This is a genomic window from Pseudoalteromonas rubra (genome assembly GCF_000238295.3).
GTDB lineage: Bacteria > Pseudomonadota > Gammaproteobacteria > Enterobacterales > Alteromonadaceae > Pseudoalteromonas > Pseudoalteromonas rubra.
In genome coordinates this window covers 497,657-511,943 of record NZ_AHCD03000044.1, presented here as the reverse complement: position 1 = coordinate 511,943, position 14,287 = coordinate 497,657, and the positions used below count along the sequence as shown (strand labels likewise).

General features: G+C 48.0%; 13 protein-coding genes. 6 read left to right on the top strand and 7 right to left on the bottom strand.

The features are described from left to right. Positions 1 to 40: 40 nt before the first annotated feature. Positions 41 to 2,116 carry a beta-propeller domain-containing protein gene (locus tag PRUB_RS23100; RefSeq protein WP_010380091.1) on the bottom strand — a complete coding sequence of 692 codons (2,076 nt, stop codon included), beginning with the start codon at positions 2,114 to 2,116 and terminating at the stop codon, positions 41 to 43. A 162-nt stretch (positions 2,117 to 2,278) separates the two neighbouring features. On the opposite strand from PRUB_RS23100, the gene PRUB_RS23095 reads away from it, so the two are divergent. The 4 genes from PRUB_RS23095 to PRUB_RS23080 are packed head-to-tail and all read left to right on the top strand — an operon-like array spanning position 2,279 to position 5,596. Further along, positions 2,279 to 3,262 (top strand): MipA/OmpV family protein, encoded by a 984-nt coding sequence (locus PRUB_RS23095; RefSeq protein ID WP_010380089.1) that lies wholly within the window; start codon positions 2,279 to 2,281, stop codon positions 3,260 to 3,262. Next, entirely contained in the window at positions 3,252 to 3,650 is a 399-nt protein-coding gene (locus tag PRUB_RS23090; protein ID WP_010380085.1) for a DUF3019 domain-containing protein, read from the top strand. Before PRUB_RS23095 ends, PRUB_RS23090 begins: the two co-directional genes overlap by 11 nt. Next, entirely contained in the window at positions 3,650 to 4,339 is a 690-nt protein-coding gene (locus tag PRUB_RS23085; protein WP_010380083.1) for a response regulator, read from the top strand. Before PRUB_RS23090 ends, PRUB_RS23085 begins: the two co-directional genes overlap by 1 nt. Positions 4,340 to 4,345: 6 nt before the next feature. Continuing rightward, on the top strand, positions 4,346 to 5,596 hold the full coding sequence (locus PRUB_RS23080) for an ATP-binding protein (RefSeq protein ID WP_010380081.1): 1,251 nt from the start codon (positions 4,346 to 4,348) through the stop codon (positions 5,594 to 5,596). A gap of 12 nt (positions 5,597 to 5,608) precedes the next feature. Here PRUB_RS23080 and arfB read toward each other — a convergent pair whose 3' ends face one another. The 5 genes from arfB to PRUB_RS23055 form a co-directional block, all read right to left on the bottom strand. Continuing rightward, positions 5,609 to 6,022 carry an alternative ribosome rescue aminoacyl-tRNA hydrolase ArfB gene (gene arfB, locus PRUB_RS23075; RefSeq protein WP_010380079.1) on the bottom strand — a complete coding sequence of 138 codons (414 nt, stop codon included), beginning with the start codon at positions 6,020 to 6,022 and terminating at the stop codon, positions 5,609 to 5,611. Positions 6,023 to 6,078: 56 nt separating this feature from the next. After that, positions 6,079 to 7,290: an ABC transporter permease gene (locus PRUB_RS23070; protein ID WP_010380076.1), complete on the bottom strand. Its 1,212-nt coding sequence runs from the start codon at positions 7,288 to 7,290 to the stop codon at positions 6,079 to 6,081. Positions 7,291 to 7,300: 10 nt separating this feature from the next. After that, positions 7,301 to 8,635, bottom strand: a complete 1,335-nt coding sequence (locus PRUB_RS23065; RefSeq protein WP_010380075.1) for an ABC transporter permease — start codon at positions 8,633 to 8,635, stop codon at positions 7,301 to 7,303. A gap of 81 nt (positions 8,636 to 8,716) precedes the next feature. After that, complete coding sequence (locus tag PRUB_RS23060) at positions 8,717 to 9,985, bottom strand: efflux RND transporter periplasmic adaptor subunit (RefSeq protein ID WP_010380073.1); 1,269 nt, start codon at positions 9,983 to 9,985, stop codon at positions 8,717 to 8,719. 384 nt (positions 9,986 to 10,369) lie between these two features. After that, positions 10,370 to 10,672, bottom strand: a complete 303-nt coding sequence (locus PRUB_RS23055) for a hypothetical protein (RefSeq protein ID WP_010380072.1) — start codon at positions 10,670 to 10,672, stop codon at positions 10,370 to 10,372. 138 nt (positions 10,673 to 10,810) lie between these two features. Here PRUB_RS23055 and nhaR point away from each other — a divergent pair, with 138 nt between their 5' ends. Both nhaR and PRUB_RS23045 read left to right on the top strand, forming a co-directional pair. After that, complete coding sequence (gene nhaR, locus PRUB_RS23050) at positions 10,811 to 11,725, top strand: transcriptional activator NhaR (protein WP_010380070.1); 915 nt, start codon at positions 10,811 to 10,813, stop codon at positions 11,723 to 11,725. After that, positions 11,722 to 12,003 carry an Rdx family protein gene (locus PRUB_RS23045; protein ID WP_010380068.1) on the top strand — a complete coding sequence of 94 codons (282 nt, stop codon included), beginning with the start codon at positions 11,722 to 11,724 and terminating at the stop codon, positions 12,001 to 12,003. The genes nhaR and PRUB_RS23045 overlap by 4 nt, the downstream gene beginning before the upstream one ends. 10 nt (positions 12,004 to 12,013) lie before the next feature. Here PRUB_RS23045 and PRUB_RS23040 read toward each other — a convergent pair whose 3' ends face one another. Next, positions 12,014 to 14,041, bottom strand: a complete 2,028-nt coding sequence (locus PRUB_RS23040) for a methyl-accepting chemotaxis protein (protein ID WP_010380067.1) — start codon at positions 14,039 to 14,041, stop codon at positions 12,014 to 12,016. Positions 14,042 to 14,287: the final 246 nt, after the last annotated feature.

Genomic DNA, 14,287 nt, shown 5'->3' with positions numbered 1-14,287 from the left:
GGCCTAAAATAAACCGGCTACATCGTTTTTATCACTCACGTCAGAATGGTCCGGTGGTGGTCTGTGGTGTTTGCCACAAGCTAGACCAAACAAAATTGCCGTGCACGTAGTAAAGATGATCGCCATGCAGGACACCCCGATCATCACCAGCCCAGATATACGGAGAGACTTCAACGTCGGGTTGCTGCTGCGGCACACTACTGCCCATATACTGTAGCTTAGGTGTTTCGCCTGTATGTACTTCAAATGCGGCCAATTCGTTACGCTTATACCAGTTTACAGTGTTGTCACTTTCATTCTCTGTAAGCCAGCTTTCTACAGGCAAAGTCATTCTGAATACCTGATCACTGTGTTTTAAGTAACTAAAAGCGTGATAGTCGAATTCAACCGGGCTAAACCCGCCATTAAACACTTTTTCGTCAACCAATGACGGCGCACTAATATCACTCACATCAAACAAGCTCACTTTGGCGCCGACTTCATCATCAACTTCTAAAGGCCCGTCCAAAAACCAGTCCTGAACATTTTGCCCGATGCCGATGAGCAAGTCTTCCGACACCGGATGGAGATAGGAAGAATAGCCAGGTATTTCTAATGCGCCCGTGATTTTAGGGTCATTTTTGTTTGCTAAATCCAGCACATACAAAGGATCAATCTGACGAAAGGTTACGATGTAAGCTTTGTCACCGAAAAAGCGCACTGCATAGATATCTTCTTCGACCAGACCATTTTCAGACACTTTTCCGATCGGCGTGGTGCGCGTTTCATTTGGTAGCTGGCTGATCACAGTCAGGTCGTCACCTGTATTTTCCAGCAGATAGAGCCTGTGCAGTCTGCCAATTTCTTCCGTAAAGCGTGACGTCACCACGCGCAAGACCCCTTCATGCTCACTAAATCTCAGGTTACGATTACTACTACCTAAGCGCCCAGCCACTTTGCCCGAAGCTGCATAATTTACAGCATCTTCTGCCAGGTTAAACTGGTGGATCACTGTCTGTATCGAGTCATTAAATGTGACTTCTTCAGACTCATAATAATAGCCGTAGAGATACACATTGTTCTGAGACATATAGATCCCCTCAGTGCGACTGGCGATACAAGTTGTTGTTAGCGAACCCGGATCGCTCAGTGACACACGAGTCACAGATGTAATGCGGTGATAACCATTCAGCTCTGATGCTTCATCTGGCATATAACAGGTCGCCGGGTCGACCAGAGGTCGCTCGGTACCAGTTTTAAGATCCGTCACTTTAGGCAATAACTCAGCGATATCTGTCTCGGTGATTTTTTGATAATTCGCTAATTCCAGATCCTCGCCATCTTGCTCAAATCCGTCAAAGCTCGCAGCAAACTCACTGATCAGATAAAGTGAATCGCCAATAACACGAGAATCAATCAATTCGCCGTCGAAGCGGAGCTGGTGCGTGATATTTCCCTGCGAAGGATCTTTGACATCAGCCAACGTGACAGCAAAATCACGCGAGTATGAATAGGGCATGGATGTATCCACGACGTCTGATGCTACAGCTGGCTCAATGAAAAAACCGAATTTGTCATTACTCAGCACCACGGCAAGACTACCCTCTTGTAGGTATAGTTGCTGCCTTGCGTAATAATCTGTACTGGTCACCAAAGTATTGAGTGACTCCAACTCACCACTTTCTTCGCGCTTTAAGATCCGCACAGACTGTTTGTGCTCTCCTTCAGCGGTCTGAAAATCCGCTGTATTTGCAATATACAAATGTGCGCCGTCATATTTAATTCTGTCGCTTTCATCAACCGCTTGTTCCTGAACATTAGTGGACGAATACTCAGGTGTTGCAGCATCCGCAACTGGCGAATCGGCCACCTCACCGCTATCCTGGTATGCCGTCGTACCTTGAACCAGGTAAACACCATTTTTAAGGTAAGTTGAAAAGTCTGACGCATTTGCCTTGCGCAGCTTTTTGGCACTGGCCTCGCCGGTAGACAAATCAGGGACTTTGTCGGGAGGTTGTGTACCACCATTGCCTGGATCCGGGGTGGAAGTATTGCTGTCACTCCCTCCGCCACATGCACTGAGCAGCGCTAAAGTAAGCGCTACAGCACAAAACTTTTGCTGGGTAGAATATAACATTGGCTGTCTCCTTGGGATTAAGTATGTACATAACCTTACTCGAATGCCAAAGAGTTGCTGTTACTACTGCGGTTTGAAATGTTATTTAATGTAACTCTTTCTGGTAATTAGTAATTTTATTGGTAAAGTACAGTGGTTCTGTATAAGGAGTGGGTGAGAAAAGTGAAACGTCTGTCAGCTGTGATTGGCTCTGTGTTGTTTAGCGGTGCGGCTTTGGCCAACTGTGATACCCACCCCGAAAACTGCATTGAAGTATCACAGTGGGAGATTTCCGTCGCACTCGGGGCTGGTGTAGCAACTAACCCATTGAAAGATAGTGACCATTCCCCTCTGATTGTATTGCCTTATGTGCGCTATTACAGCGACCGGTTTTTTCTCGATAACACCGCTATTGGTTACACCTTTTTTGACCATCGTGCATTTGATGTTAGCTGGATTGCTGAGCTCAATTCTGAGCAGGCTTTCTTTAGCCGCTCACGGCCTGGTACCTTATTACGTTCAAACACACTTTCCCCGGACATCAGTGAACGAATCAACCTGCCCCAAACTAACGTCAATTCTGGGGACAATGGTGCTGGTGCAGACGGGGGAGACAGCGTCAATCCGCCCAATGAAGTCAGTGTACAAGTCCCGGTCACCGACGTAGAGCAAAACCCAAAACTGGCTGAACAGCCTTCTTTAACTTTTGACGATCTGGCAAAACGAAAATGGGCAATCGATAGTGGGATATTGGCTCACTGGTACATCTCTGAACAACAAAAGCTGACAGTAAAATTACTGCACGATGTAAGGGGAATTTATAAAGGGTTTCACGGCTCAGTGGGATATAGCTACAAGCTGCCATTCGGCGACCCTAAGTATGCTCAGCTTCAGTTTAAGGTGGGCGTTGATTATAAAGACGCAAAGTTAGGCAGTTATTATTACGGTATTACTGAAAGAGACACCGAACTCAGCCACTTTCGTTACGAAGTAGAGAGCACTTTCAACCCTTACATCGGCGTCGCATACAACCACAAACTGAGCGAAAGCTGGCAATTTAAGTTCACCGCAAAGCATCAATGGCTTGGCTCAAGTATCGCAAACAGCCCTATTGTTGATGAAGGCTATACAACTTCAGTCTTCATTGGAGGCTTGTATGCGTTTTAACTGCGCTTCATACAGTCTACCGGTTGGTGTATTGATGTGGTGCACATTTTCGGTGCAAGCCACCTCAGAGCCTCCCCCGCTGTTCGAGATAAAACCGCTGGTCTGTATGGTAAAAACACAAGGACAAACCTGTCAGATGACCATACGGGTTAACTGGCATCACGCTGTACCGGAAAACCTTTGCTTGTATCAGGCAAACACTCGCTTGCATTGCTGGGAGAGTAGCAACAAAGGTACAGCCAAGCTGGCCGTCAAACTGGCACAAAATATGGAGTTTAGTTTGCGGGACACACACCAAAATACGCTCGCCAAAAAGACCGTCAAAGTCAATGCTGTTGTCAGCACTAAGTATCGCAGGAAACTTAAAACAGATTGGAGTTTATTCTAATGACCAAAGTCATACTGGTAGAAGATGATGAGAGACTGGCTCAGCTCACCGGACAGTTTTTACAAAGTAATAATTATGATGTAACCCTGGTACATGATGGGGCGCTCGCGCCAGAGAAAATCATCAGTGAGCAACCCGACGTGGTGATCCTGGATATTATGCTGCCCAACCTGGATGGCTTCGAAATATGCCGCCGGATCAGGCCAGACTACTCAGGGCCAGTGCTATTTCTGACTGCTAAAGACAGTGACTTTGACCATGTCAGAGGTCTTGAAATTGGTGCCGATGACTATGTTATCAAGCCAGTTGAGCCCTATGTTTTACTTGCCAGGCTCAATGCACTTTTGCGCCGCCAGGGTAAACAAACTGACAGTACGGATCAACTCACGCTGGGCCAGCTGCGGATCGATAAAGCCGCGCGTAAAGCCTATCTGAGTGAACAGGAAGTCGAACTGACTAGTTATGAGTTTGATCTGCTTTGGGAACTGGCCCGAAACGCCGGTGATACGCTCAGCCGCGAGCACATATATAACCAGGTCGTTGGCAGACCCTATGACGGACTGGACCGCAGCGTCGATGTCAGGATTTCCCGACTGCGCAAAAAACTCAACGACAACCTGGAACAACCCTACCGGTTAATCACAGTTTGGGGTAAAGGATACTTGTGCTCTAAATCAGCCTGGGACTAAGGCCCGATGCTGCGTTTACTTGTCAGCCTCTATATTGTGGTATTTGCCAGTATTATTGCGATTAATCTGGGTAGTGAGGCGATATGGCGAAACTGGGTGGAGCAAGCGCCCGATGATTTACGTCACGCAACTCAGGTTGCTAAAAACTATCAGCAGGCACTAACCTACCTGCAAGAAGACGAGCTCGACTCCTACCTCAAAGCACAGCCACAGTTGACCGTGTTTCCATACGAAGATGTCGCTTGGTTACCCGAACAACTGGCGGCACTTAAACAAGGCGAGATAATCACCTCCTTTGACGACAAAGGTAACGCCCTGCTGCTTTTTGTGGTTAACAACAGTGCCTCTGTCGTTCAGCTCGGTCCATTTGCCCCGGCCAAGTCAGCCAAAGTGAAGCAGTACACCATTAAATTGCTCTCATATTCCGTGCTAGCCCTGCTACTGGTTATATGGTTAAGACCGCTCTGGATTGACCTGGTACAACTCAAGCGTACATCTGAGAAACTCGCATCAGGCTCGCTCGACCTGACACCCACCAGATCCAGGTTTTCAGCCATATACACATTGACTCAGCAAATTGAAAGAATGGCGTTAAAAACGGCCAGCCTGATGAGCAACCAGAAACAGCTGGTCAATGCTGTCTCCCATGAACTGAGAACCCCACTGGCACGGTTAAAGTTTGCCCTGGCAATGCTGGCGCCAAAAGCACCGGAACAGGTCTCTGCAATGGAAGAAGACGTTACCGAAATGGAAGTACTGATTGATGAGATGCTCAGCTATGCGCGACTGGAGTTTGCCAACCAACAGCTGCACATGCAGCAATGTGACCTGGCACCGCTGATACTGGACCAACTCGACAAACTCGCCCGCACGACCAGCAAGCAACTGGTGACAAACATTACCAGCGATGTCCCGGTTAAGTGCGATCCCCATCAGTTAACCCGGGTCATACAAAACCTGTTACAGAACGCTGATAAATATGGTCAAAGCACCATTCGGATCACCTTGAGCAGACAACTCAATATGGCTGTGTTTCTGGTTGAGGATGATGGTCCCGGTATTCCTGAATCAAAGCGTGAGCAGGTCTTCCAGCCGTTCTCGAGACTAGACAAGAGTCGCAACAAGGATACAGGCGGATTTGGCTTAGGCCTTGCTATTGTCAGTAAAATACTGTCATGGCACCACACAGACTGCCAGATTGATGATTCTGAGCTGGGTGGCGCTCGCTTTACGCTCAGGTTACCACTTGTGGCCTAGCAGGCTTGTTGATTAAAACTTAACAGAACCGCGCATCGCTTTAGTTTGCGCCCGTTTATTTTTGCTATCGAGCCGCTTTCGCTGCGAGCTCCGGGTAGGTTTAGTTGCACGGCGTTTTTTTTCTACTTTCGTTGCGCTGAGGATCAGCGCTTTCAGCCTGGCCAGCGCGTCTTCGCGGTTCTGCTCCTGGGTGCGAAAATTCTGCGCTTTAATGACAATCACACCTTCTTTACTAATGCGGCTATCCTGCAAAGCCAGTAATCGCTCTTTGTAAAACGGAGGTAAGGTTGAGCGTTGAATATCGAACCTCAGATGAATGGCGGAAGATACCTTGTTGACATTTTGTCCACCCGCACCTTGCGCTCTGATCGCTGATAGTTCAATTTCCCAGGCTGCCAGTTCGACATGATTTGATAGCTTTAACATAGTGACTACGACTTATTGTTCTCTGGGTTATCATAACAAGTCGCATGTACGCTCGTCTATCTGGACGCACCCAGGCGACTTGCTATTGCAGGAGAAACTTTGGCAGCCCGACAAGCGGGAGCCAGAGTCGCAGCCTGACCCAATAACAACATGCATACACCACCCAGGGCGAAAAATTCAACGGGCACAGTCGCTAATTCAAACCAGTTACTTAACTGCATATTCAGCACAATCCCCGCGACACAACCAAGCGCTACGCCAAACACAGTAAGTAACGCATTTTCTAGCATAAAATAACCTATAATCTGCCCTTGCTGCGCACCAAGCGCCCGTCGGATGCCAATTTGTCGAAGACGCCGGGTAACAGCAAAACGCGCCTGGCCAAATATGCCCAGAGCTGTCACCAGGGACAAACAGCCAACAACCCAGAGTAAAGTCATGCTCGCCGCGTACTCGGCCTGATAACTTTGCTGTTTGACTTCAGCAAAAGTCATCAATTCTTCAATCTTCCGGCCATGTCGGCGCATCAAATAATCCGCCGTATTCGCCATCGCCTGAGCCTGTTGGCCCGGTGCACTGCGCACCAGATAATAAACGTATTCACTGGTCTCTATCACAGGGGCCAACACGCTGTGCTCTACGACCACCCAAAAGCTCCAGGCGGCCTGCAAACTTTTCACCACACCACGCACCTGCTGAGGCCGTTTATCAATATAAAGTGTCTTGCCTACTGCCTGACGCCAGTCATCCGGATACAATGACTGTGCGAGCGTCTGTGTAATGATGATCTCCGTCGCGACGCGAAACCCGTCCGTATCTGCATAGAGCGGGGGTTGTGTAAAGCCCTCTCCGGCAACCAGGGTCAGATCCATCGTCTCTAGCAGGGCATTATCACCCCCATAGTATCCACTGAACGTATCGTAGTCTCCGTCGGCCTGAGTGGCGACTTCCAAAAAGCGCCCCCACCCCGATAGCGGAACCCCTGAAGTGACAGACGCATTCATAACGCCAGATAACTCTTTCAAAGCGAGCAAGTCTTGCTCAATATCCGCGGCTCTGGCAGCGGCATCGCCCGGTAAGTTGGTGAGAACAAAAAAGGTATTTTGCTCATCCAATCCACTTGGCCGGGACAATAAGCTTTGCTTTTGCAGTGCCAGATAAGCGGCATTCACCAAAATCATAAAGGTGACGGCAATTTGCAATACAAACAGCATAGGTGCTATCCGACTGTGATTCAGCGTTTTGAGAATGGGTAGCAAGTCTCGCATAAGTTGTCCCTCACACACTGTTTAGCTGGCTGGCAGGTTCTATCCGACTGGCTCTAAAGACAGGAAAAAGACCAAAAAACACACTGGCTGATATCGCCACCAATGGCGTCAACACCAAAATATACAGGTCCATTTGCATCAAATCGCTGCTCAAGTGTTGATATACCCGACTGCAGATAGCAAGCCCCAATTGAGCCAGCACCAATCCCAGCACACCGCCAAATATCCCCATCAGCACAGTTTCAACACTGAACTGAACAAAAACCTGTTGTCTGCTCGCCCCCACTGCACGGCGTAACCCAATCTCACCAGCCTTACCATGAAACTTTGCCATCATCAGGTTGGTACTGTTCAATAAACACAGCAAAAGAAAACACAATGACAATCCGAGTGCCACCCGGTTATCGTCAGAAATAGCTTCGCGCTCAGTCAGATACTCAGCTGGCGTACTCAATTTATTGACAATTTTGCGCTGAAAACGTCCCAAAACACGCTGCTCCTGAACGTAGGCATAGAGGAATTCCTCGTAAGCACGACGTTGATTGGCATCTTGTAGTTCCACCCAAAAGTAAACCCAGACACATTCAGATGCTAACAGCGCTTCGAACGAGCTGTCTTGCGGATCGCGCCAGCATTCAAAAGGCTGTAAGTTTGCAGACCAAAGGGCATTACGCACCTGAGTTTCAAATGGAATGAACACATCTCTGGGCTGACGAAAAGCATGCATGGCTTCGCCATAAAAGCGCGGTAAGATTGGCCAGGTGTCCAACACGCCGATAACGCGATACTCCAGTGCGCCCAACGTAATAGATTGACCAATCGAGTTTTGACCATTAAACAGCCGCTGATTAACATCAGCACTGATAACAGCCACTCGTTCCCCCTGCCTATCAGCTTCAGCAGACCAGGCAGTACCAAACTTCATAGGGGCGTTAAAGGCACTAAAGAAGTCCCGACTGGTAGAGCGCACCAATGCTGTTTTTGCCCGAGAGTCTGGTTGCTCGGGCAGTTTCAACTGATCCCGATAGCCACTAATAGGAACATGTGATTGGGCACGGTCTGCCTGCCATAAATTTTGCGCGTCCTGAAAAGTAAGATAAGGCGGTACCCGCTCTTCTTCGCCCTGACTATAATAGGCTTTTTCCGGGCCCCAGCTGTTGAGCTGAACCAAAAACAAGGTGTCTGACTTACCAGGCACAGGTTCTTGATTCATCATATAATTGATGGTGTAGGTGGTCATTGTCGCAGCGATACCGACCGCTATGGTGACCACAATTAAGGAACTTAATAGCGGAGTCTGTTTGAAGCTTATCCAGGCCAGTTTGAAATAATATCTCATCAGCATGCTTCCTCCACCTTGTTATACCCGAAAATAGCGTCGGGTTGGCACGATCATCGTTGTGATCGCGCCTTCGCGTTGATTAAATTACTGCACTACTCGCACACGTTCTGCACTATTAAACATGCGCGTATCAGAAATGATGACCGTATCACCGACAGCCAGTCCCGACAGGACCTCTACCTGACCAAGACTTTTTGATCCCAAACTTATTGCTTTTTTCACCGCACTGCCTTCGTCCAGTACATAGGCATATTTGCCGCTGTATGCATCGACAAACTGGCCTCTGGGCAAATACGTAACGCCTGATTTTTCTTCCAACACAATACGACTGGTTAGGCGTTGATTTTGTCTCAGACCGGTGATCTCCGCTTCCTTAAAGCGGATCTTACCTTCCACCTGACCTCGCACTATTTCAGGCGATATTGCGGTGAGTTCGCCTTCATAAGCGCGACCATTTAAGGTAATTTGAGCAGGCATTCCCAAGGCCAGGTCATCAGCATAGTTTTCTGGAATATTGACCTCAACCTCGTAATGGGATAAATCCACCACACTCAGCAGCGGCTGATTTTTCACCACTGTATTTTTCTGGTCGACGTTCAGGTTACCCACAATGCCGTTAACCGGGGAGCGGATTTCCAGCGAAGCGACACGCCTTTTTAATTCGTCTACCAAAACCTGTTGCGCTTGCAATTCAATGGCACGAGTCTGGATCTCGAACTTCTGACTTTCCTTCAGCAAAGCCACCTCTTTAACTGCCAGGCGATGTTCTCGCTGTGCGTTTTCGAGTTCATCTTTGGCTTTTTGGTAATCTATATCGCTGACTACCTGATTTTTTTTACCTTCTTCATTGCGGCGCATTTCACGTTTTGCAGCATTCAGCGCTACGATTGCTTTGCCCAGATAATTCTCTTGAGCAAGATCCTGCTTTTTAGCTTGAATTTTTTCTCGTTCCAGTTGCGTGCTGAGACGCGTTAGCTCTGCGTGTTCCTGAGCCAGTAAGCTTTTCAGTTCAGGACTGTCTATCTGCGCCAATGGCTGGCTCATTTCGACCGAGTCTCCGGCAGTCACCAAATAAGTCACTGTTCCTTCTGCCGGGCTATATAATGTAGGACGCCGTGACGCTATCACACGACCTTGAACGGAAATATCCCGCACAAATTCACCACGACGTACTTCCGCCACATGAATGTTTTCCATTCTCACGGCACTCTCTCCACTTGCCCAGGCAAGTATCTGAGGAACAACAAAATATAATGAAATAAATACACCAGCGATGAGCAGGAAATAGAGTTTGTAGTTATGTTTTTTCTCTAGTTGGCTGTCCTGAGCGCTGGTATCATCGATATACTGCATGCACTACGTCCTTGAAACTAAAAAGTGTTGATCAATACCAGGCTCTGAAAATAGCAAAAACCCATCTAAATGTCACCAACAATAAACATTTTATTAATACTTTAATCAGTTTGAAAATTAATCTGGGTACATTATTGCTCTTAATTGGCTAATTTTTGTGCCAAACAACAATATTTGTAGTAGAAACAGGTAAGCTTGTTAAATAGATAAACTGGGAAGAAGAATGGAAAGCGCGGCCTCCATGCCGCCGCAAGTGCTTGGGAATAACTGTAAATACTGCATAATCATATTCTTACCTGGACGCCACCTCCTATCTCGTTCAGTTTGGGTCGAATAAATTTTCTACTTTTCAACGCTGGCTGCTTCAGTACGCTTGGGGCTAAACTAAGCAACCTGATTAAACTGGCGTGCCAGTAGCAATTCGCTGTCACGCAATGCACGCTTGATCACCTGCATCATATTCTTACCTTTGGCTCGAACGGAGACGCTGGGTAATCCGGGCAATAACACTTCTACTTTACAGATAGTCAAAACGCCATGGCGCTGGCAGGGCTGCTCATCCACATCAATGCGCACTTTGCGGATATGGGCGGCGTAGCGCATAAACTTGTTGGTTGCCAACTTTGCGAGCTGCGACTTGGTCGCCTCCGCAATACGCTTGCCTGTTGCTCTGAAATTTAGTTTCATAATGCTATCAACCTCTTGTACAAAGCCAGCAAATTACTGGAAATTGAACTCATATTGTTGCGTCGATGAGGCTAATCTACTAATGTATTTAAAAAGAAAAAAGCTGATTAATTCTTAGCGAAACCTCGAATATTACGAATGATAACGAACATAAATTACAATCACCTGTACTACTTTTGGCAGGTTAGTCGCCACGGCAGCATTGCCGCGGCCAGCAAGATATTGCATCTGACACCACAAACCATCAGCGCACAGATCACCAGTCTGGAACAGCGTCTGGGTAAGCAGCTGTTTTTAAGAGAAGGCAGAGGGTTACGACTGACCGAGTACGGACAACTCACCCAGCAATATGCCGATGACATGTTTGCCATTGCAGAGGAGTGGCTGGAAACCACCAAAGGTGATCTGGCCTCTATCAATCGGACACTGAAAGTCGGTATTTCCGATGCGTTGCCTAAGTCTCTGGTCTCTAAATGGCTGGCCCCCCTGATTGATAACGAGCGTATTTCCAACCTGCATTGCATTGACGGTCAACAAGCTGAGCTGCTGGCGCAAATGGCTACGCACAAACTGGACCTTGTATTGGCGGATAAGCCCTTAGATGGTGATACTCCGTTCAAACTTTTCTGTCACGAAATCGGTAAGAGTCAGATCGGGTTTTATGGCATGAAGCAAGATCAGGCCTTAACCGGTGACAACTTTCCAGCTGCATTGGCCGACACACCAATCATACTGCCAGCCAAGAATAGCCCGGTCACCAGCGCTATTCAGTATTGGCTCAATGAGCTCAAAATCGAAATATCTGTTGCCGGTCATGTAGACGACAGTGCATTAATGAAAGCGCTGGGACAACAAGGGTTTGGAGTATTCCCTGCACCTTTATCTGTACGCGAAGAAATAGAGCGGCACTATGATGTGAATTTCATTGGTGCAATCGAAAACGTCTATCAGAACTACTATGCCTTTACACCCGACAGACTGATCAAAGACTCGATTTATTCCGAGTTCGTGCAGCATGCACGCAGCATAGATGACAATCAGGAACCAACATGAGTAAGCCCAGAATAGCGATCCAATATTGTGTTTTATGCCAGTGGTTGCTTCGCAGTGGCTGGCTTGCCCAGGAATTGTTGTCAACGTTTGCAGATGAGTTGGCCGAGGTTGCACTGGTTCCGGCCAGTAAGGGCGTATTTAAAATCTATTATAACGATACCCTGATCTGGTGTCGGGAGCGCGACGGCGGCTTTCCGGAAGCTAAAATCTTGAAGCGTCGGGTGCGAAATCAGCTCGATCCCGGACGTGATATGGGCCATATCGACAGTACCGGTTAAAGTCAAAAAGCTAGAGCTTAAAACGCTCGATAAGCTGAGTCAGCCTGGCAGCAAAGCCACTGAGTGACTCGCTGTCTTTGGCCATAAAGCCCATTTCCTGTGAGTTGCGGGCAGCCGTTTTCTGAACATCTTTCATCAGCCCGGCAATACTCTCACAGTGCGCCGCCTGATGATTTGCCGCGTCGAGTACCCGCTCACTCAATGCGGTTGCTTGTTCAATGGCTTCACTGACCTGGGCCATGTTGCTCGCAAGCACTTCGCTTTGCTGGGCACACACACGAACATCCAGCTCCCCATTTTGGATCAGAGCCGCGGTCGTGTGCGTATCAGCCTGTAGAGCCGCGATCATTTTATTGATCTCCTGCGTGGCATTTTGTGTACGAATAGCCAACTGTCTGACTTCATCAGCAACCACCGCAAAGCCCCGACCTTGCTCTCCAGCCCTTGCAGCCTCTATGGCCGCATTTAGTGCCAGTAAATTCGTTTGCTCAGCAATTGCGACAATCGTATCCAAAATTTTTCCTATGTCTTCACTGTGTGCCCTGAGCCCTTCCATCGCCCCCACAGATTCGGTCATCGTGCCGCTTAATGACATGATCTTTTGCTTATTGTGCATAACACTCTGGGCCGTTTCCTGGTTCAGTCGCTGTGCATGCTTAAGCCCGGACACACCATCTCGAGACTGTTCAGACACATCAACCGCACTGCTGGCGATATTTGAGGCAATGTGCAACGCATTATCTGTCCGCTCAACCTGCGCCGTTGCCCGGCTGGTCAGGGTTTGGCTGCGAGCTAAGGATGAGCCAGCTAAGTCTTTTAGCTCATATACCTGGGTGTCTATTTCTTCTAACAAACTGCTCAGGCTTTGCTTTACCTGATTGATGTTGTCAGTCAGAGTACCAAACTCATCATCCTGACGTTTGACTATCTGTCTGGAAAAATCACCACTGGCTATATATCTCAGCATTTTGTTTACCGCTGCAAGCGGGATAAGCATCGCACGGCTGGTCGACAGTGCTATCCAGACCGCTAATATGGCAAATACTAAAACCAGTATCAGGGCCGCATTTTGGGCTTGCTCAATCAATTGGTCTGATGCCTGCTGATATAAATCAAACTGGTTCTGGGCCTGGCCTTGGATAGTATCGATCTGATTGAACAAGTCCGCAAAGGCCTGCTCAGCACGCCGATAACTCTCCATAGCGGTTTGCTGGCCCCTGTGACGCTGCTCAAGTGCCTGATACAAAGTGCCGGGCTCTTTTAACTGGCGAGCAATGTGCTCCCAGGCCGGCTCAAACTGCTCAAGCAACGACTCGATTGGCAGTCCGGCTGACTGGCGTTTAAGGTAAGTTAGGTTGTCACTGATGTTATCAACGATGAATCCAACATCTTCGCGATGCGTCGCAAGGCTATCAGGGCCAAGTTGCGCGAGAGATTGCACATTATTTTCCAGCGTAAACAGCAGATCATCAATGCGGATCCCGGTCCCCGCTACTTCCTCTCTCAGCCGGGTATCCGTTGTTTCGACTAACTCGATATCCAACATCGCCGTACCCGCAGTGTTTCTGTGTTCAAAAAACCGCTCTACGCCTTGCTCAATGGTGTGTGCTGCACGAAATTGAGCCTGACGTGCGGCGAACAAAGCTTCTGAAAATTGCCGCAACTCAGCACGAATTTTAGCAACTTCCCGAAGCGGCTGCACTACGCCGGGATCATCTGCCGAGCGCATTTCTAACTCATCGAGCAACGACTGCGCACGCAATTCGGCCTGATTAAAAGCGTGCTGTACCTGCTGTATACCGGATTCATCATTCGCACTGTATGCCTTGGAAACCAGGTTACTTATCCTGAGTTGCTGTTGCTGGAACTGCTCGGCAGCATGCAAGATGGGCTGGGCAGTGTCTGTTACTTTATGATTGGCACGCTGGATCTCTAAAAGTGCCCAATAAGCCAGCGCACTGGCAATAACCAGCAACATACCAATACCACCAAAGCCCAGGGTGATTTTATGTTTTATGGAAAGCCGCAACGGCAACATGGCTACCCCTTCTTTACCGCCACCTAATTTATTTAAATACCAGCAGGCGACAGCGCTAAATACGCGAGTTCTCAGAAAAAATACTCTATAAATATAGATGTAATTAATACACTACGAAATACGATTATCGGTATTTGTCACTTTGTTTGAATGAGGCAAACTCAACTGACTGAAAAAGCCTGCCGTGAAAACACTGTTTCAATTGAACTGCGCTAACGAGATCTCGGTTTAACGATTTACACCCCG